The sequence below is a fragment of the Variovorax sp. VRV01 genome, from assembly GCF_014852545.1.
Taxonomy (GTDB): Bacteria; Pseudomonadota; Gammaproteobacteria; order Burkholderiales; family Burkholderiaceae_C; genus Variovorax; species Variovorax beijingensis_A.
Window position 1 is genome coordinate 171,307 of record NZ_JACVBS010000004.1, and the last position, 17,875, is coordinate 189,181.

Genomic DNA, 17,875 nt, shown 5'->3' on the forward strand with positions numbered 1-17,875 from the left:
CGGATGCGGGAGACCGGCCGTTTCGCGCCCTCGCCCACTGGCCCGCTGCATGCCGGCTCGCTGGTGGCCGCGCTCGCAAGCTGGCTCGACGTGCGCGCGCGCGGCCCCCAGGCGCGCTGGCTGGTCCGCATCGAGGACGCCGACACCGAACGCTGCCTGCCCGGCATGGGCGAGCACATCCTTGGGCAGTTGGCCGACTGCGGCCTGCTGCCCGACGAAGCGCCGGTATGGCAGACGCAGCGCACCGCGCGCTACGAAGCCGCGCTGGCAAGGCTGCAGGCCCTCGGCCTTGCCTACCCCTGCGGCTGTTCGCGCAAGGACATCGACGAGGCGCTGGCAGGGCTCGGCCGGCCGCACACGCGCCATGGCGAGCGGGTCTACCCCGGCACCTGCCGCGAGGGGCTGCACGGCAAGCCCGCACGCGCCTGGCGCTTCGCCACCGAGAGGTTCGAATCCGCCCAGCCGGCGCTGGCCTCCGGCGAACTCTGCTGGACCGACCGCCGCCTTGGCCTCCAGTGCCAGGACGTGAGCCGCGAAGTCGGCGACTTCGTGCTGCGCCGCGCCGACGGCCCCTGGGCCTACCAGCTTGCGGTGGTGGTCGACGACGCGGAACAGGGCGTGACCGACGTGGTGCGCGGCGAGGACCTGGCCGACAACACCGCGCGCCAGATCCTGCTGCAGCGCGCGCTCGGCCTGCCCACGCCCAGCTACCTGCACACGCCACTGGTGCGCGGCGCCGACGGCGACAAGCTCTCCAAGCAGAACGGCGCCACCGCCATCGACACCGCCGCGCCCGAAGCCGCCCTGGCCGCGCTCGACGCGGCCGCGCGCGTGCTCGGGCTGCGCGCCACCACGGCGGCTTCCTGCGCGTCGGCATTGGCCGGCTGGGTGCCCGAATGGCGCGATCTCTACAATTCGCGGCCGCAATGACCTCTTCCGACACCGTGCCCCACGATTCCCCGCCGAGCGACGACGCCGCCGACAAACCGCATCCGCTGCACCGCCGCCTCAAGAGCTTCGTGAAGCGCGCCGGCCGCACCACCGAAGGCCAGGCGCGCGCCTTTGCCGAACTGGGTCCGCTGTTCCTCATCCCCTACAAGCCCGAGCCGCTCGACCTGACGGCGGCCTTCGGCGGCCGCGCCGGCCCGACCGTGCTCGAGATCGGCTTTGGCATGGGCGAGGCCACCGCGCACATCGCCACCGTGCTGCCCGAAACCAACTTCCTGTGCTGCGAAGTGCACGAGCCCGGCGTGGGCGCGCTGCTCAAGCGCATCGGCGAGCAGTCGATCCCCAACATCCGCATCTGCGCGCACGATGCGGTCGACGTGCTCGACCACATGCTGCAACCCGGTTCGCTGGCGGGCGTGCATGTGTTCTTCCCCGACCCGTGGCACAAGAAGCGCCACAACAAGCGCCGCCTGATCCAGCCCGAGTTCGTGAAAAAGCTTGCCGAGCACCTGCAGCCGGGCGGCTACATCCACTGCGCCACCGACTGGCAGCCCTACGCCGAGCAGATGCTCGAGGTGCTGTCCGCCGAGCCGCTGCTGCGCAACACGGCCGAAGGCTATGCGCCCAAGCCGGCGTACCGGCCGCTCACCAAGTTCGAGAACCGCGGCATCAAGCTGGGCCACGGGGTCTGGGACCTGGTGTTCCGGCGCGCCTGAAGCCGCGCCATCGGCAAGCCGGCCGGCATCTTTCGCCGCAGCCTTCCCCCTGGGCACCGAAATTGCTACACTTTTTTACTACTGTTAAAAAAGGTGAGCCATGGACAGTTCTCGCAGGGAATGGCTGGGCAAGGCGTGCGGGGCGCTGCTGCTGGGCAGCGGCGTTCATCTTCCGGCGCTGTCGCAATCATCGAACCGCGCAGCGGGCGCCCGGGTGGTCGTGCTGGGCCAGTCGGTGCCGCTGACGGGCGCGGCCGGCGAGATCGGGCTGGCGTTTGCGGCCGGCAGCCGGCTCGCGGTGGCCGACTTCAACGAGCGCAATGCCGCGAGCGGCCTGCAGCTGAAGCTGCTGCAGCTGGATGACGGCTACGACGCGGGCCGGGCGGCCGCCAATGCGCGCACCCTGCTCGGTGCCGACAAGGCCGACATGCTGTTCGGCTTCGTGGGTACCGCCAGCAGCGATGCCGGCGCCAACGTCGCCGCGCAGCAGGGCAGCCTGCTGTTCGCGCCCTTTGCCGCCGCCGACTCGCTGCGCGAGGCCAGCCATCCCCATGTGTTCCACGTGCGCCCCGGCATGATCGACGAGGCGCTGAAGATCGTGCGCCAGTGCGCCACCGTGGGCCAGACGCGCATCGCGCTGGTGGGCGATGACGACGCCATGGGCCGAGCCGGCCTCGCCGCCGTCCAGCAGGCCATCACCGAGCTGAAGCTGCCCGCGCTGGTGGCCTCGGCGATGGTGCCGGCCGGCGCCGACAAGCTCGACGCGGCGCTGAAGACGGTTCTGCAGCAGGCGCCGCAGGCCATCGTGCTGGTGTCGCTCTCAGGCACCACGGCCAATGCGATCCGCAAGCTGCGCAAGAGCGGCTACAGCGGCAGCTTCATGGCCTTCTCGATCGTGGGCATCGACCCGCTCTATGCCGAACTGGGCAAGGACATCGGCGGCATCGTGATCTCGCAGGTGGTGCCGTCGCCGCGGCCCTCGGCCATCCCGATCGTCAAGGAGTACCGCGCCGCAGTCGACAACTCCGACCAGACGCCCTCTTACGAAGGCCTCGAAGGCTTCATCGCGGTCAAGGTGGCGGGCGAAGCGGTGCGCCGCGCGGGCCGCGGCTTCACCACCGCGAGCCTGCAGCGCGTGATGACCGCCATGACCGACTACGACGTGGGCGGCTTCCGCGTCAACCTGCGTCCGGGCCTGCGCGATGCCTCGCGCACCATCGACCTGATCAGCATCTCGGCCGACGGGCGCGTGTTGAGATAGGTTCGCCCCCAGGCTGCGCGCACTTCGTGTCGCTTCGCCACCCCCGACCGGGGGCGACACCTGAGGCCCGGCGAAGCCGGTTCCTCGGTGTCTCACGAACAGACGCGAGCATTCATACGCTGACAGCGCTCATCCTGCACTCACCAGCGCCTGCAGCGCATCGAGCGATCGGAGCTCGATGCGTCCGTAGCCCAGCGCGAGCATGCCCTCGCCCGCCAGCGCATTGAGCTCCTTCGAGAGCGTCTGGCGCGTGACGCCGAGCATCATCGCCAGCGCCTCCTGCGGCAGCATCAGCGTGCGGCGCAGTTGCACCGACTGCGTGGCGTCGCCGCGCGCCAGCACCAGCAGCCGGTGCGCCACACGGGCACGCAGGCTGCGCAGCGTGGCGTCTTCGGTGAGGCCGTAGAGCATGCGCACGCGCGCGGCCAGCATGGCGGCCACCGCGTTGGCAAAGACCACGTCGCGCATCTGCTGGGCAAAGGCCTCGGGCGGCACCACGAGCAGGTCGAGCGCCTCCAGCGCGGTGGCGTCGTGGGTGCGCGGCGAGCCGTCGATCAGCGTGATCTCGCCGAACCAGTTGCCGGGCTCGAGCACTGCGAGGATGGCCTCGCGCCCGTCTTGCCGCAGCGACGAGATCTTGATCGTGCCGGCCAAGAGGCCATAGAAGCCGCCGCCGGCGGCATGGATCGGATCGCCCTGGCGGAACACCATTGCGCCGCGCCGCACGTGAATGAGTTCGGCCGCGCCCAGCAGTGCTTCGCGCTGCGCGCGCGGCATGCTGGTGAACCATGGATTGCGCTCCATCGCGGCACGGTGCGGGGCGGAAAGTCGCGGTTTGGAAGGCGGCATGCGGGGGTTTACCAGAGCCTTGCATTGTCAAATTCTTGACAGTTGAACGTCAAGCCCGGGTCTACAGTGGCCGCTCCCCCCAAAGAACACGGAGACGTACACGATGAGCGAACGGGCAGGTTTCAGGAGCATGCAGGAGAGCACGCGCGAAGACTGGCAGCTGATCGGCGGCGAGTTCAGGCAGTTCGCGGCCGGCCTGCCGGCGCGCGTGATCAGGCACCTGCAGATCCTCGAAGGCGACTACGGCGGCTTTCCGGTCGACCGCTACACCCATTCGCTGCAGACCGCCACGCGCGCGCTGCGCGACGGCCGCGACGAGGAATACGTGGTGTGCGCGCTCCTGCACGACATCGGCGACACGCTCGGCAGCTTCAACCACCCCGACATTGCCGCGGCCATCCTCAAGCCCTTCGTGAGTGAAGCCAACCACTGGATGGTGCAGCACCACGGCATCTTCCAGGGCCACTACTTCTTCCATCACATCGGCCTGGACCGCGACATGCGCGACGGCTTCAAGGACCATCCGCACTACGAGCGCACTGCCGAGTTCTGCGCGCTCTACGACAACCCGGCCTTCGACCCCCGCGCCGAGACGCTGCCCATCAGCGAATTCGAGCCCATGCTGCGGCGCCTGATGGCGCAGCCGAAGCAAAGCATCTACAAGGCCGCCATGACGGAACCGGCCGCGGCCTGACCCCCACAAGGAAACCACGCACCATGAACGCAAACACCCAGTCCGAAATCCAGAAGCTCGTCTCCGCCGAGGAGTGGCAGCTGCGCGTCGACCTCGCCGCCTGCTATCGCCTGGTGGCGCTCTACGGCTGGAGCGACCTCGTCTTCACGCACATCAGCGCGCGCATTCCCGGGCCCGAGCACCACTTCCTGATCAACCCCTACGGCCTGATGTTCGACGAGATCACCGCCTCGAGCCTGGTCAAGGTCGACCAGCAGTGCAACAAGGTCATCGACTCGCCCTACCCCGTGAACCCGGCCGGCTTCGTGATCCACAGCGCCGTGCATGCGGCGCGCGAGGACATCCAGTGCGTGCTGCACACCCACACCCGGGCCGGCATCGCGGTGAGCGCGCAGAAGAACGGCGTGCTGCCCATCAGCCAGCAGTCGACCTTCGTGCTGGCATCGCTGGCCTACCACGACTACGAAGGCGTGGCCTTCCGCGACGACGAGAAGCCGCGGCTGCAGGCCGACCTGGGGCACGCCAATTTCCTGATGCTGCGCAACCACGGCCTGCTGACTTGCGGCAAGACCATTGCGGACGCCTTCCTTTCGATGTACACCTTCGAGAACACCTGCCAGATCCAGATCGCCGCGCAGTCCGGCGGCGGCGAACTCACGCAGGTGAACCCCAAGATCGTCGAAGGCGTGGGCCAGGCAATGAAGGTGCAGACCGGCGGCCTGGGCGGGCAGTTCGTCTGGCCCTCGCTGATCCGCAAGCTCGACCGCATCGACGACAGCTACAGGCAATAAGCCGCGCCGATCCCGGTTTCCACGGCTGCCAGTGCCTGCGCGACAGGTGCCGGCAGCCATTTTTTTTAACTGCGCGATGATGCGTACATGGAACTCCGGCAACTGCGCTACTTCGTCAAGGTCTGCGAACTCCGCAGCATGGGCCGTGCGGCCATCGAACTGGGCGTGGTCACGTCGGCGCTGAGCCAGCAGATCAGCCGGCTCGAAGGCGAGCTCTCCACGCGCCTGCTGCAGCGCAGCTCTACCGGCGTCACGCCCACCGATGCCGGCATGGCCTTCCTGCACCAGGCGCAGCTCACGCTGCGCCATGCCGACGACGCGGTGCGCGCGGCGCAGCAGGCGCGCCTGTCGGGCCATGTGAGCGTAGGCCTCGCGCCCACCACCGCCACCGTGCTCGGCGTGCCTTTGATGCGGGCGATGCAGGAGCGCTATCCCGAGGTGCGGCTGCACATGGTGGAGGCGCTCTCGGGCCACCTCACGACGATGCTGCATGCGCGCCAGCTCGACCTGGCGGTGCTGTTCCAGACCGACACGCCGCGGCGCTGGAGCGTGCTGCCGCTGCTGGGGGAAAAGCTGTTCGTGATCGCATCGCCGAATCTCGCGCAGCGCCCGTCTGGCGCCAAGGTGCGACTGTCGCAACTGGCCGAGCTGCCGCTCATCCTGCCCAGCGGCAGCCACGGCCTGCGCGCCACGCTGATGGCGGCTTTCGCGCGGGCCCGCATCGCGCCGCGCATCGTCGCCGAGGTGGACGGCCTGGCGCTGTTGATGGACGCGGTGCGCGCCGGCCACGGCGCGACCATCCAGCCCGGCGCTGCCACCGCCCGCCGTGACCGCGGCGACCTTCAGCTCACGCAGATCAGCGATGCGCACGTGGGCCGCCACAACCTGCTGGTGAGCCTGTCCGACGACGAGCTTTCGCCGGCCGCGCTGGCGGCGCGCGTGGTGCTTGCCGACACCGCCCGCGCCCTGGTGCGCGAAGGGCGCTGGGCCGGCGCCAGTCTTCTCGAAAACTGAACACCCGTTGCCTGTTCCGGCCTTTCGCGTCAAGGCACCGCTGCCTAAAGTCTCCCGTATTCCAAGGAGACCCACGAGTGATAGACGTACTGGTTGTCGGCGGCGGCAATGCCGCGCTGTGCGCCGCGCTGATGGCGCGCGAGGCCGGCGCCTCGGTGCTGCTGCTGGAGGCCTCGCCCAAGGCCTGGCGCGGCGGCAATTCGCAGCACACGCGCAACCTGCGCTGCATGCACGACGCGCCGCAGGACGTGCTGGTCGATGCCTACCCTGAAGAGGAGTACTGGCAAGACCTGTTGAAGGTGACCGGCGGCCTGACCGACGAGCATCTCGCGCGCCTGGTGATCCGCGCCTCGTCGAACTGCCGCGACTGGATGCGCCGCCACGGCGTGCATTTCCAGCCGCCGCTGTCGGGTGCGCTGCACGTGGCGCGCACCAATGCCTTCTTCATGGGCGGCGGCAAGGCGCTGGTGAACGCCTATTTCCGCAGCGCCGAACGGTTGGGCGTGCAGATCCGCTACGACACGCCCGTGGCCTCGGTCGAGCTCGACGGCGACCGCTTCGTGGCCGTGCGCACCGAGGCCGGCGAGCGCATCGCGGCAAAGAGCTGCGTGCTGGCCGCCGGCGGCTTCGAGTCGAACCGCGAATGGCTGCGCGAGGCCTGGGGCCGGAACGAGCGCGGCGAATGGCCGGCCGACAACTTCCTCGTCCGCGGCACGCGCTTCAACCAGGGCGTGTTGCTGAAGTACATGATCGATGCGGGCGCCGACAGCATCGGCGATCCGTCGCAGGGCCACATGGTGGCCATCGATGCGCGCGCGCCGCTCTACGACGGCGGCATCTGCACGCGCATCGACTGCGTGTCGCTCGGCGTCGTGGTCAACCGCGAGGCGAAGCGCTTCTATGACGAGGGCGAGGACTTCTGGCCCAAGCGCTACGCCATCTGGGGCCGGCTCGTGGCGCAGCAGCCCGGGCAGATCGCATGGTCGATCATCGACCAGAAGGCGGTCGGGCGCTTCATGCCGCCGGTGTTCGCCGGCACGCAGGCGAACACGCTGGGCGAACTGGCGCAGAAGATCGGCCTGGACGAAGCCACGTTCGTTCGCACCGTGCAGGACTACAACGCCGCCTGCCGCGTCGGCCGCTTCGACCACACCGCGCTCGACGACTGCCACACCGAGGGCATCGCGCCGGCCAAGACGCACTGGGCCCGGCCGATCGACACGGCGCCCTTCCACGCCTACCCGGTGCGCCCCGGCATCACCTTCACCTACCTGGGCCTGAAGGTCGACGAGACCGCGGCCGTGCGCTTCGGCGGCCGGGCCAGCCCCAACCTGTTCGTGGCCGGCGAAATGATGGCCGGCAACGTGCTGGGCAAGGGCTACACGGCCGGCGTGGGCATGAGCATCGGCACGGCCTTCGGCCGCATCGCGGGCACGCAGGCGGCACGCGCAGCAAAGAACCTTTCGAAGAATCCCCCGGAGACCGCCCTTGCAGCAGCTCACTGATCTGGTCGCACGCGCCCGTGCGGATGCCGACGGCATCGGCAGCGCCTCGGCCCGCGTGATTCCCATCGCCCCCGCCCTGCCGCTGACCGCCAGCGAAGGCGAGGTCGCGCGCATCCTGCAGATCTGCAACGCCTGCCGCTATTGCGAAGGCTTCTGCGCCGTGTTCCCCGCGATGACGCGGCGGCTCGAGTTCGGCAAGGCCGACACGCACTACCTTGCCAACCTGTGCCACAACTGCGGCTCCTGCCTGCATGCCTGCCAGTACGCGCCGCCGCACGAGTTCGCGGTGAATGTGCCGCAGGCGATGGCGCAGGTGCGCATGCAGACCTACCACGACTACGCCTGGCCACCCGCGATGGGCGCGCTCTACAGGAAGGCCGGCCTCACCGTTGCACTGGCACTGGCCGCCGGGCTCGCGCTGTTCCTGGTGCTGGCCGTGGCAATGACGGGCGCGCTGCTGCACGCGCCGCTTGCGGGCAACTTCTACGCGATCTTCCCGCACAACTTTCTCGCGCTGGTGTTCGGTGCGGTGTTCGCCTTCGTGGTGTTCGCGCTGGCGATGGGCGTGCGGCGCTTCTGGCGCGAGGTGTCGCCGGCACGGGACAACGCGCCGGGCGAAGTGGCCGGCGTGCGCGCCGCGGCCGGCGCCGAGGCTGCACACGATGTGCTGCGCCTCAGGTACCTGGGCGGCGGCCACGGCGAGGGCTGCAACAACGAGGACGACCGCTTCACGCTCTGGCGGCGCCGCTTGCACCACTTCACCTTCTACGGCTTCATGCTGTGCTTCGCCTCTACCTGCGTGGCAACGCTCTACCACTACCTGCTTGGCCTGCACGCGCCCTATGCGCTCACGAGCCTGCCGGTGCTGCTGGGCACCGCGGGCGGCATTGGCCTGGTGATCGGCCCCATCGGGCTGCTGTGGATGAACCTGCGGCGCAACGCAGCGCATGGCGACGTGGCGCAGCGGCCGATGGACCGCGGCTTCATCGCGCTGCTGCTGCTCACCAGCGTTACGGGCCTGGCCCTGCTCGCGTGGCGCGACACCGCCTTCATGGCGCTGCTGCTCGTGGTGCACCTGGGCGTGGTGATGGCGCTGTTCCTCACGCTGCCCTACGGCAAGTTCGCGCACGGCATCTTCCGCTCGGCGGCGCTGCTCAAGTTCGCGATCGAGAAACGGCTGCCCAGCCGCCTGCAGCTGGGTGCCGACTGACATCGCCCCTCACTCGAAGCCATCCCGCTGCCGAGCCAAGCGAGCGGGACCGGCTTTTTCCGAAGACCACGACAACACCAGGACTCCCGCGATGAAAAAAACGCTCTCCTCCTTCCTGCGCGCCGGCATGGCCGCCCTGCTCGCGGCGGCTGCCGCATCGACCGCGCTCGCGGCCGGCTGGCCGGCCAAGCCCATCACCATCGTCGTGCCCTTCGTGGCCGGCGGCACCACCGACATCGTCGCGCGCACCGTGGGCCAGAAGCTCTCGGAATCGCTCGGGCAGCCGGTCATCATCGACAACCGCGGCGGTGCCGGCGGCACCGTGGGCGCGGCCATCGCATCGAAGGCGCCGGCCGACGGCTACACGCTGTTCCTGGCCACCATCGCGCATTCGATCGCGCCGGGCCTCTACAAGCGCCTGCCTTACGACTTCCAGCGCGACTTCGAGCCCGTGGCGCTCGTGGCCTCCACGCCCAACGTGCTGGTGGTCAACGACAAGGTGCCGGCCAGGTCGGTGGCGGAACTGGTGGCCTACATCAAGGCGAATCCCGGCAAGGTGAACTTCGGCTCGGCCGGCAACGGCAGCACCGAGCACATCTCGGGCGAACTGTTCCGCTCGATGACCCGGACCGACCTCACCCACGTGCCCTACAAGGGCGGCGCGCCGATGATGGCGGACCTGATCGGCGGCCAGATCCAGATGGCCATCGAGACCAGCCCGTCGGCCGCACCGCACGTGCGCGGCGGCAAAGTGCATGCGCTGGCCGTGACCACGCTGAAGCGATCGCCGGCCTACCCGGGCGTGCCCACGCTCGACGAGGCCGGCCTCAAGGGCTACGACATGACCACCTGGTTCGCGCTCATGGCGCCCCACGGCACGCCGCCGGACCTCGTCACGCGCCTGAACGCCGAAGTCGCCCGCGCGCTGCAGCAGCAGGACGTGGCCAGGCGCTTCGAGGAGCAAGGCGTAACAGCAGGCAACATGCGGCCGGCCGAGCTCAAGTCCTTCATCGGCAGCGAAACCACCAAGTGGGTGAAGGTGGCCCGCGACGCCGGCGCGACTGCCGAATAGGCTTGCGCGCCTACCGCCAAAAGCCCGAGCAGACCGTGCGGCCTCGCTTTGGCGGGACAATGGCGGGCCATGCACGTTCGAATCCCCGCCATGGCGGCCCTGCTGGGCCTGGCCTGTTTTCTTCCCTTCTCCCCCGTCTCCCAAGCAGCCCCGGCCACCGCCGAGGGCGCCGCGGGCGCGGATGCCCGCGTCGAATCGCTCATCGCCCGCATGACGGTCGAGGAGAAGGTCGGCCAGCTCAGCCTCTACGGCCCCGCCAACACCAACATTCCCGGCAACCCGCAGGCCGGCCAGCGCAATGCCCAGCAGGAGATCGACGACGTGCGCGCCGGCCGCCTCACGGGCCTGTTCAATAACGAGGGGCTGGAGCGCAAGCGGGTGCTGCAGGAAGTGGCCGTGCGCGAATCGCGCCTGGGCATCCCCCTGCTCTATGGCGCCGACGTGATCCACGGCTTTCGCACCATCTTCCCGATGCCGCTGGCCGAAGCCGCGAGCTGGGAGCCCGAACTCGCCGAGCGCACCGCGCGCGCGGCCGCGGTGGAAGCCAGCGCCGACGGCTTTCGCTGGACCTTCGCGCCGATGGTGGACATTGCACGCGACGCGCGATGGGGCCGCGGCATCGAGGGCGCGGGCGAAGACGTGTACCTGGCCAACCAGTTCGCGGCCGCGCGCGTGCGCGGCTTCCAGGGCACAGACCTGTCGCACGCCGATTCGCTGCTGGCCACGCCCAAGCATTTCGCGGCCTATGGCGCCGCCGAAGGCGGGCTCGACTATGCCGCCACCGACATCTCCGAGCGCACGCTGCGCCAGGTCTACCTGCCGCCGTTCCGCGCCGCGCTGGACGCGGGCGCGCTCTCGGTCATGAGCGCCTTCAACGAGATCTCCGGCATTCCGTCCATCGCGAACCCTGCGCTCCTGACGGGCGTGCTGCGCGACGAGTGGAAGTTCAAGGGCTTCGTGGTGTCCGACTACACGGCCGACGAGGAGCTGATCGCGCACGGCTATGCCGCCGACGGCCGGCAGGCGGCCAAGCAGTCGTTCCTGGCCGGCACCGACGTCAGCATGCAGAGCGGCCTGTACATGCGCTACCTGCCCGAGCTCGTGGCCTCGGGCGAAGTGCCGATGGCGCGCCTGGACGACGCGGTGCGCCGCGTGCTGTGGGTCAAGCAGAGGCTGGGCCTCTTCGATGCACCTTTTCGCGGGCTCGATGCCGCACCGGCAAAGCCCCGGGCCGACAACCCCGCGCACATCGCGCTCGCGCGCGAGGATGCGCGCCGTTCCATCGTGATGCTGAAGAACGAGCGCGCGGTGCTGCCGCTGCCCAGGTCGGGCCGGAAGATCGCGCTGATCGGACCCTTCGCCTCGGGCACGCAGGACCTGCTCGGCGCGTGGAGCCTGTTCCCGGGCCAGTCGGCACCGGTCGGCATCGACGAAGGCCTGCGCGCCGCGCTGGCCGATCCCGCTGCGCTGGCGGTGGTGCGCGGCTCGGGCATCGATGCGCCGCTGGCCGGCGGCATCGAGGCCGCCGTGGCCGCCGCGCGCGATGCCGACGTGGTGGTGCTCGCCATCGGCGAGAGCGAGCGCATGTCGGGCGAAGCCCGCTCGCGAACCGACATCGGCATTCCACAGGCCCAGCAGGACCTGGCCGAGGCCGTGGCCGCCACCGGCAAGCCGGTGGTCGTGCTGCTGAGCAACGGCCGCGCGATGACGCTCAAGGGCGCGGTGCGCGATGCCGACGCGATCCTCGTCACCTGGTTTCTGGGCGTGCAGACCGGCACGGCCATTGCCGACGTGGTGTTCGGCGACTTCAATCCCTCGGGCCGGCTGCCGGTGAGCTTTCCGCGGGCCTCCGGCCAGGTGCCCTTCTACTACGGCCAGAAGCGCACCGGCCGGCCGCTGCCCGACAACGACCAGGCCATGGCTTTCAAGACCCGCTACGTGGACACCACGAACCAGGCGCTCTACCCCTTCGGCCATGGCATCGGCTATGCGCCGGTGCGCTACGACAGTGTGGAACTGAGCCAGGACCGGCTGCCGATCGGCGGCACACTGCGTGTGCGCGCCACCGTCACCAACACCGGCCGGCGCGAGGCCGAGGAAGTGGTGCAGCTGTATACCGCCGAACGCGCCGCGAGCGTGACGCGGCCCGTGCGCGAACTCAAGAACTTCCGCAAGGTGCGCATCGAGCCCGCGGCGTCGAAGGTGGTCGAGTTCACGCTGCGCGCGGACGACCTGCAGTTCGTCGGCCGCGACATGAAACCGACGGTGGAGCCCGGAGAGTTCGATCTGTGGGTGGCGCCTTCGGCCACGGGCGGCATCAGGAAGAGCTTCGCGCTCACGCGCGAATGATGCGCGGCAGGGAGCGCCGATGAAACCACCCGTGCCCACCGCGCGCCGCCTGGCACTGGTCTCCGAAACGGCGGTCGAGAGCTATCGCTTCGATCCGGACGGCACCGTCGCCGCGGTCCTCGGAGAAAGGGACGGCCCCACCTGCGCGCCGCTGTTTCGCTGGAGCGCGCCGTCTGCCGGCAGCATCGAACTGTCGGACGGCGATGGCGTGTTCGCCACCTGGACGCACATCGAGATCGAGGGCGACGAGCTGCGCGCCCTGTGCAACGGCCAGGCCAAGGTATTCAGGATCGGATGACCGGCGCGGAAAAACAAAAAAACGGGCCCCGTCGAGGGCCCGTTCTTCATTGCGCCGATCAAGGGCCAGCTTCGGCTCAGAGGCCGGCCTGGCGCGTGAACGACACGCTGGGCTTCTTGTAGGCTTGCGGCACTTCGTCGCGGTAGAACGCGCGGCGGTCGAGACTTGCGAGCGGGTCATGCGCCTTGGCAACGGCTTCGGCCTGGATCACTGCACGGTCGGCGGTCGAGGTGAAGGCTTGTGCGCCAGCGGCGGCACCGTCGCTGTATTCATTGCCGGCGCGGGCGGCGGCAACGGCTTGCGGCGCGACTTCGGCGCGCGAGACGCCGGAGTTCACGGTCAGCACGCCTTCGTAGGTTTCTGCATGCGCACCGGCGGCAGCCAGGAGCGAGAGGGCAGCAGCAGCGAGGACTTTCGAGGCATTCATTTCAATCTCCTAATGGGTTGGTTGGTGAAATGAAGTGTGATCCTGAAGGCCCCAAAAAAACCGCCGCAAACGGAATCGCGGCGTTCACGGGATTGAAACAATCGGCCGGCGCCGGCCCGCTGCACGCCACAAATTATTAGCCCGGCATTAGTGCGAAATCATCCAGGGCCGCTTCGAAGGCGCCGACTTGGCGCCGTTCGCCGCCGTGACTGTCGCACTGCGCCGCGACGACGAACCCGAGCAGCAGCCGCAGCCCGCCGGATGCTTGAAGCGCGCGTAGTCGCGCGAGCTGCCCGGCTCGTGCCGGGCGCGCTCGTTGGTCTCCATCGCGCGGCGCGTGCCAGAGGCCATCAACGCGAGCCGCGGCGCCGCCGAAAGCACGCGCGGCGATGCGCAGCCGCAGTCGGGGCACGCGGCGGGCTCGTCGCGCTGGCCCGAAGGCCGCAGCGCCTCGAAGCCGCCGCACTGGCCGCAGGCGTAGTCGTAGGTGGGCATGGGCGCGTCCGTCAGGCCAGGTCGTGCGAGAGCGGCATGTCGATGCTGCCGTCGATCATCTTCATCGGCCCCGCTGCGTTCGGGTTGATGTCGAAGTCGAAGATCTGCGTGGGCAGCCAGAGCGTGGCGCAGGAGTTGGGCACGTCGACCACGCCGCTGATGTGGCCCTGCACGGGCGCGGTGCCCAGGATCGAGTAGGCCTGCGCGCCCGAGTAGCCGAATTTCTTCAGGTACTCGATGGCGTTCAGGCAGGCCTGGCGGTAGGCCACGTTCACATCCAGGTAGTACTGCTTGCCGGCCTCGTCGACCGAGATGCCTTCGAAGATCAGGTAGTCGTTGTACTGCGGCGTGATCGGGCTCGGCTTGAAGATCGGGTTCCTGATGCCGTACTTGGCCATGCCGCCCTTGATGAGCGTGACCTTCATGTGCACCCAGCCGGCCATCTCGATGGCGCCGCAGAAGGTGATCTCGCCGTCGCCCTGGCTGAAATGCAGGTCGCCCACGCTGAGGCCCGCGCCATCGACGTACACCGGGAAGAACACCTTCGAGCCGCGCGACAGGTCCTTGATGTCGCAGTTGCCGCCGTGCTCGCGCGGCGGCACGGTGCGCGCGCCTTCGGCCGCCGCCCTGGCGCGCGCTTCGCCGGTCATCTTGCCCATGTGGGCGGTACCGGCGAACGGCGGATTGGCCAGGCCGGGCACGCGGTCCGGGTCGGTGGCAATGAGCTTGCCCTCGCGCTCGTTCCACATGTCGAGCATCGGCTTGTCGGGCAGGCAGCCGATCAGGCCGGGGTGGATCAGGCCCGCGAAGTTCACGCCCGGCACGTGGCGCGAGCTGGTGAACATGCCCTTGAAGTCCCAGATGGATTTCTGCGCTTCGGGAAAGTGGTCGGTCAGGAAGCCGCCGCCGTTCTTCTTCGAGAAGAAGCCGTTGAAGCCCCAGAGGCTGTCCTGCTTGGCGCCGATGTCGAGCAGGTCCACCACCAGCAAGTCGCCGGGCTCGGCGCCCTTCACGCCCACGGGGCCCGAGAGGTAGTGCACGGTGCTCAGGTCGATGTCGCGCACGTCGTCGGCGCTGTCGTTGTTCTTGATGAAGCCGCCGGTCCAGTCGAAGGTCTCGAGGATGAAATCGTCGCCCGGGTTGACCCAGCAGGCCATCGGAATGTCCGGATGCCAGCGGTTGTGGATCATCTCGTTCTCGGTGGGCGTCTTGGTCAGGTCGACCTTGATCAGCGTGTCCGTCATTTGCAGTGGCTCCTGGTTGGGTTGTGGTTAAACGGAGAGATAGGCTTTGATGTGATCGACATCGGTTTTGTCGCGCGCCGTTTCGTGTACGAGCCGACCGCCTTCGATCACGAAGAGCCGGTCAGCCACGTCCAACGCAAAACTCAGCACCTGCTCGGACACGACGATGGTGATGCCGCGCAGCTTGCGGATCTCGTTGAGCGCCTTGGCGATGTCCTTGATGATCGAAGGCTGGATTCCTTCGGTGGGCTCGTCGAGCAGCAGCACCTTGGGATCGGTGACGAGGGCGCGCGCAATGGCCAGCTGCTGCTGCTGGCCGCCGGAGAGGTTGCCGCCCTTGCGGCGCTTCATGTCCCAGAGCACGGGGAACAGGGCGTAGATCTCTTCGGGGATGCGTTTTGTCTTCGAGTTCTCGAGGCCGGTCTGGATGTTCTCTTCCACTGTGAGGGTCGGGAAGATCATGCGGCCCTGCGGCACGTAGGCGATGCCCTTGGCGACGCGCCTGAAGCTCTCGTCGCGCGACACGTCCTGGCCCGCGACCTCGATGCGCCCGCTCCTGATGGGCAGCACGCCCATGAGGCTCTTGAACAGCGTGGTCTTGCCCATGCCGTTGCGGCCCATGATGGCCACGGTCTCGTTGGCATGGCCCTCGAAGGAAATGCCATGCAACGCCTCGCTCTGGCCGTAGGCTACGTGCAGGTCTTCGACCTTCAGCATGATGTTGCTCATCTCTCAGGCTCCTGTTGTTGATTCTTGCCGCTGTTGTCCAGGGCGGGTGCACAGGCCACCGGGTACTCCCCTCCGCGAATGTCCCCCGCCTTCGGCTCCTCCTTTATTTCGCTGCGGGGAGCACCCGATGCCCTGCGCATCTGGACGCGCTGTGGGTGTACCGCTGATCAACAGCCGCTCTGCCCAACGATCACGTCGATGGGGTGCCTTGCGCAGCGAAATAAAGGAGGAGGCCGAAGGCCGGGGGACATTCGCTTCGCCGCGTACCCCGTCGGCGGGAGCGCGCCCTGAACGACTGCACTTCATCTAGTGCCCCAGATAAACGTCAATGACCTTCGGATCCGCCTGCACCTTCTCCATCGGCCCTTCGGCCAGGATCTTTCCCTGGTGCATCACCGTGACCTTGTGTGCGATCTGCTTCACGAACGCCATGTCGTGCTCGATGACGATCACCGCGCGGTTCTGGCAGATGCGCTTGAGCAGCTCGGCCGTGAGTTCGCGTTCGCGCGCGCTCATGCCGGCAATGGGCTCGTCGAGCATCAGCAACTCGGGCTCCTGCATCAGCAGCATGCCGATCTCCAGCCACTGCTTCTGCCCGTGGCTCAGCAGGCCCGCCTCGGTGCGCAGCCGGTCGGCCAGGCCGATGTCCTCGGCCACCGCCTGCACCTTGGCCTTGACCTCGTCGTCGCATTTGAACGCCAGCGCGCCGAGCACCGAGCGGCCTTTCGGAAAAGACACCTCGAGGTTCTGGAACACGCTGAGGTTCTCGTAGATCGACGGCGTCTGGAACTTGCGGCCGATGCCCAGCCGCACGCGCTTGTGCTCGGCCATCTTCGTGAGCTCGGTGTTCTTGAACTTGATGCTGCCGCCGCTGGCGCGCGTCTTGCCGCAGATCAGGTCGAGCAGCGTGGTCTTGCCCGCGCCGTTGGGGCCGATGATCACGCGCAGCTCGTTCCTGTCGATGTAGAGCGTGAGGTCGTCGATAGCCTTGAAGCCGTCGAACGAAACGCTGAGGTCTTCCACGGCAAGCGCGAAGTCGGTGTTGCTCATGAGGTGTGGCTCCGGGTTCAGGCGCTCTGGCTGCCAACGCCTTCAGGCAACTGCGGTGCGGGCGAAGACGGCGAGGAAAGAGAGACAGGTGTGGGCGGCATCGGCGTGGATACGGGCGGCTGCACCGCGGCCTCGCGCAGCGCCTTGCGGCGCTCCTTCCACCAGGGCCTGATCTTTTCGTCCCACAGGCCTGCGAGCCCCATCGGGAAGGCCATGGTCACGCCGATGAAGAGGCCGGCCATCAGGAACAGCCACAGGTCCGGAAAGCTCTCCGAGAACAGCGTCTTGCCCGCGTTCACCAGCAACGCGCCGTAGACCGCGCCCACGAGGCTCATGCGGCCGCCCACGGCGCAGAAGATCACCATCTCGATCGACGGCACGATGCCCACGAAGCTCGGCGACATGAAGCCCACCTGCAGCGCGAACATCGCGCCGCCGATGCCCGAGAGCCCGGCCGCCAGGCAGAAGATGAAGACCTTGAAGTTCGACACGTCGTAGCCCGAGAAGCGCACGCGGTCTTCCTTGTCGCGCATGGCGAGCAGCAGCGTGCCGAGCTTGCTGGTCTGGATCCAGCGGCACAGCACGATGCTGGCGATCAGCAGGCCGACGCAGACGTAGTAGAGAACGTACTTGGCACCGTCGGTGCGCGTGTCCCAGCCCAGCATCGTTTTCAGGTCGGTCATGCCGTTGACGCCACCCGTGTAGCCCTGCTGGCCGATGATGAGCACGGTGCAGATCAGCGCCACCGCCTGCGTGATGATCGCAAAGTACACGCCGCCCACGCGGCGCTTGAACATCGCAAAGCTCACCAGCCAGGCCAGCGCCATCGGCGCCAGCACCACCAGCGCCAGGCTCAGCGGCAGGCTCTTGAACGGCAGCCACAGCGCGGGCAGCTCGGTGATCTGGTTCCAGTCCATGAAGTCCGGAATGCCGGGCGTCGACTGGATCTTGGTCGTAACGGGGTCGGAGGCTTCGAGCTTGAGGAACATCGCCATCGCGTAGCCGCCGATGCCGAAGAACACGCCCTGCCCCAGGCTCAGCACGCCGCCGTAGCCCCACACCATCACGAGGCCGACGGCCACGAAGGCATAGGTAAGGTACTTGCCCACCAGGTTGAGGCGAAAGATGTCGAGCGACAGCGGCAGCACGACCGCCAGCAGCAGCACCAGCAGCAAGAGGCTGCCGAGCTGGTAGCGCAGGATCGAGGCCTTGATGAAATTCAT

At 68.3% G+C, this 17,875-nt stretch carries 18 protein-coding genes; 11 read left to right on the forward strand and 7 right to left on the reverse strand.

Features of this window, described 5'->3' with window-relative positions; translation table 11 throughout:
• Positions 1 to 3 precede the first annotated feature (3 nt).
• The 3 genes from gluQRS to IB278_RS09175 all read left to right on the forward strand — a co-directional run bounded on the left by gluQRS (position 4) and on the right by IB278_RS09175 (position 2,925).
• Positions 4 to 930 (forward strand): tRNA glutamyl-Q(34) synthetase GluQRS, encoded by a 927-nt coding sequence (gene gluQRS, locus IB278_RS09165; RefSeq protein ID WP_192323254.1) that lies wholly within the window; start codon positions 4 to 6, stop codon positions 928 to 930.
• Complete coding sequence (gene trmB / locus IB278_RS09170; RefSeq protein WP_145744953.1) at positions 927 to 1,664, forward strand: tRNA (guanosine(46)-N7)-methyltransferase TrmB; 738 nt, start codon at positions 927 to 929, stop codon at positions 1,662 to 1,664. Before gluQRS ends, trmB begins: the two co-directional genes overlap by 4 nt.
• 100 nt (positions 1,665 to 1,764) lie before the next feature.
• Positions 1,765 to 2,925: an ABC transporter substrate-binding protein gene (locus IB278_RS09175; RefSeq protein ID WP_145744951.1), complete on the forward strand. Its 1,161-nt coding sequence runs from the start codon at positions 1,765 to 1,767 to the stop codon at positions 2,923 to 2,925.
• Between the two features lie 129 nt (positions 2,926 to 3,054).
• On the opposite strand, the gene IB278_RS09180 is transcribed toward IB278_RS09175, so the two are convergent.
• Positions 3,055 to 3,774: a Crp/Fnr family transcriptional regulator gene (locus tag IB278_RS09180; RefSeq protein WP_225612824.1), complete on the reverse strand. Its 720-nt coding sequence runs from the start codon at positions 3,772 to 3,774 to the stop codon at positions 3,055 to 3,057.
• 103 nt (positions 3,775 to 3,877) lie between these two features.
• Here IB278_RS09180 and IB278_RS09185 point away from each other — a divergent pair, with 103 nt between their 5' ends.
• The 8 genes from IB278_RS09185 to IB278_RS09220 all read left to right on the forward strand — a co-directional run bounded on the left by IB278_RS09185 (position 3,878) and on the right by IB278_RS09220 (position 12,707).
• The gene (locus tag IB278_RS09185) at positions 3,878 to 4,468 is read left to right on the forward strand and encodes an HD domain-containing protein (RefSeq protein WP_145744948.1); all 591 of its coding nucleotides are present in this window, start codon (positions 3,878 to 3,880) and stop codon (positions 4,466 to 4,468) included.
• 23 nt (positions 4,469 to 4,491) lie between these two features.
• Positions 4,492 to 5,259 (forward strand): class II aldolase/adducin family protein, encoded by a 768-nt coding sequence (locus IB278_RS09190; protein WP_145744946.1) that lies wholly within the window; start codon positions 4,492 to 4,494, stop codon positions 5,257 to 5,259.
• A gap of 87 nt (positions 5,260 to 5,346) precedes the next feature.
• Positions 5,347 to 6,273 carry a LysR substrate-binding domain-containing protein gene (locus IB278_RS09195; protein WP_192323255.1) on the forward strand — a complete coding sequence of 309 codons (927 nt, stop codon included), beginning with the start codon at positions 5,347 to 5,349 and terminating at the stop codon, positions 6,271 to 6,273.
• A gap of 77 nt (positions 6,274 to 6,350) precedes the next feature.
• Positions 6,351 to 7,778 carry an FAD-dependent tricarballylate dehydrogenase TcuA gene (tcuA, locus tag IB278_RS09200; protein ID WP_145744942.1) on the forward strand — a complete coding sequence of 476 codons (1,428 nt, stop codon included), beginning with the start codon at positions 6,351 to 6,353 and terminating at the stop codon, positions 7,776 to 7,778.
• Positions 7,762 to 8,988: a tricarballylate utilization 4Fe-4S protein TcuB gene (gene tcuB, locus IB278_RS09205; RefSeq protein ID WP_192323256.1), complete on the forward strand. Its 1,227-nt coding sequence runs from the start codon at positions 7,762 to 7,764 to the stop codon at positions 8,986 to 8,988. Before tcuA ends, tcuB begins: the two co-directional genes overlap by 17 nt.
• Before the next feature lie 91 nt (positions 8,989 to 9,079).
• Entirely contained in the window at positions 9,080 to 10,060 is a 981-nt protein-coding gene (locus IB278_RS09210; protein ID WP_192323257.1) for a tripartite tricarboxylate transporter substrate binding protein, read from the forward strand.
• 69 nt (positions 10,061 to 10,129) lie between these two features.
• Complete coding sequence (locus IB278_RS09215; protein ID WP_192323258.1) at positions 10,130 to 12,409, forward strand: glycoside hydrolase family 3 N-terminal domain-containing protein; 2,280 nt, start codon at positions 10,130 to 10,132, stop codon at positions 12,407 to 12,409.
• Between the two features lie 19 nt (positions 12,410 to 12,428).
• Positions 12,429 to 12,707 carry a hypothetical protein gene (locus IB278_RS09220; protein WP_192323259.1) on the forward strand — a complete coding sequence of 93 codons (279 nt, stop codon included), beginning with the start codon at positions 12,429 to 12,431 and terminating at the stop codon, positions 12,705 to 12,707.
• 76 nt (positions 12,708 to 12,783) lie between these two features.
• Here IB278_RS09220 and IB278_RS09225 read toward each other — a convergent pair whose 3' ends face one another.
• The 6 genes from IB278_RS09225 to urtC all read right to left on the reverse strand — a co-directional run bounded on the left by IB278_RS09225 (position 12,784) and on the right by urtC (position 17,875).
• A complete protein-coding gene (locus IB278_RS09225) occupies positions 12,784 to 13,134 on the reverse strand; it encodes an alpha/beta hydrolase (protein WP_192323260.1) in 351 nt (116 codons plus the stop codon).
• 147 nt (positions 13,135 to 13,281) lie between these two features.
• Entirely contained in the window at positions 13,282 to 13,629 is a 348-nt protein-coding gene (locus IB278_RS09230; RefSeq protein WP_145744931.1) for an FmdB family zinc ribbon protein, read from the reverse strand.
• A gap of 11 nt (positions 13,630 to 13,640) precedes the next feature.
• A complete protein-coding gene (fmdA, locus tag IB278_RS09235) occupies positions 13,641 to 14,873 on the reverse strand; it encodes a formamidase (RefSeq protein WP_145744930.1) in 1,233 nt (410 codons plus the stop codon).
• 27 nt (positions 14,874 to 14,900) lie between these two features.
• Positions 14,901 to 15,590: an urea ABC transporter ATP-binding subunit UrtE gene (gene urtE, locus IB278_RS09240; RefSeq protein WP_145745216.1), complete on the reverse strand. Its 690-nt coding sequence runs from the start codon at positions 15,588 to 15,590 to the stop codon at positions 14,901 to 14,903.
• A 318-nt stretch (positions 15,591 to 15,908) separates the two neighbouring features.
• A complete protein-coding gene (gene urtD / locus IB278_RS09245) occupies positions 15,909 to 16,652 on the reverse strand; it encodes an urea ABC transporter ATP-binding protein UrtD (protein WP_145744928.1) in 744 nt (247 codons plus the stop codon).
• Positions 16,653 to 16,669: 17 nt separating this feature from the next.
• Complete coding sequence (gene urtC / locus IB278_RS09250; RefSeq protein ID WP_145745214.1) at positions 16,670 to 17,875, reverse strand: urea ABC transporter permease subunit UrtC; 1,206 nt, start codon at positions 17,873 to 17,875, stop codon at positions 16,670 to 16,672.

Coding starts and splice junctions, on each gene's coding strand:
- gluQRS (WP_192323254.1), top strand. CDS start 4: ATGCGGGAGACCGGCCGTTTCGCGCCCTCGCCCACTGGCCCGCTGCAT.
- trmB (WP_145744953.1), top strand. CDS start 927: ATGACCTCTTCCGACACCGTGCCCCACGATTCCCCGCCGAGCGACGAC.
- IB278_RS09175 (WP_145744951.1), top strand. CDS start 1,765: ATGGACAGTTCTCGCAGGGAATGGCTGGGCAAGGCGTGCGGGGCGCTG.
- IB278_RS09180 (WP_225612824.1), bottom strand. CDS start 3,774: ATGCCGCCTTCCAAACCGCGACTTTCCGCCCCGCACCGTGCCGCGATG.
- IB278_RS09185 (WP_145744948.1), top strand. CDS start 3,878: ATGAGCGAACGGGCAGGTTTCAGGAGCATGCAGGAGAGCACGCGCGAA.
- IB278_RS09190 (WP_145744946.1), top strand. CDS start 4,492: ATGAACGCAAACACCCAGTCCGAAATCCAGAAGCTCGTCTCCGCCGAG.
- IB278_RS09195 (WP_192323255.1), top strand. CDS start 5,347: ATGGAACTCCGGCAACTGCGCTACTTCGTCAAGGTCTGCGAACTCCGC.
- IB278_RS09210 (WP_192323257.1), top strand. CDS start 9,080: ATGAAAAAAACGCTCTCCTCCTTCCTGCGCGCCGGCATGGCCGCCCTG.
- IB278_RS09215 (WP_192323258.1), top strand. CDS start 10,130: ATGCACGTTCGAATCCCCGCCATGGCGGCCCTGCTGGGCCTGGCCTGT.
- IB278_RS09220 (WP_192323259.1), top strand. CDS start 12,429: ATGAAACCACCCGTGCCCACCGCGCGCCGCCTGGCACTGGTCTCCGAA.
- IB278_RS09225 (WP_192323260.1), bottom strand. CDS start 13,134: ATGAATGCCTCGAAAGTCCTCGCTGCTGCTGCCCTCTCGCTCCTGGCT.
- IB278_RS09230 (WP_145744931.1), bottom strand. CDS start 13,629: ATGCCCACCTACGACTACGCCTGCGGCCAGTGCGGCGGCTTCGAGGCG.
- fmdA (WP_145744930.1), bottom strand. CDS start 14,873: ATGACGGACACGCTGATCAAGGTCGACCTGACCAAGACGCCCACCGAG.
- urtE (WP_145745216.1), bottom strand. CDS start 15,590: ATGCTGAAGGTCGAAGACCTGCACGTAGCCTACGGCCAGAGCGAGGCG.
- urtD (WP_145744928.1), bottom strand. CDS start 16,652: ATGAGCAACACCGACTTCGCGCTTGCCGTGGAAGACCTCAGCGTTTCG.
- urtC (WP_145745214.1), bottom strand. CDS start 17,875: ATGAATTTCATCAAGGCCTCGATCCTGCGCTACCAGCTCGGCAGCCTC.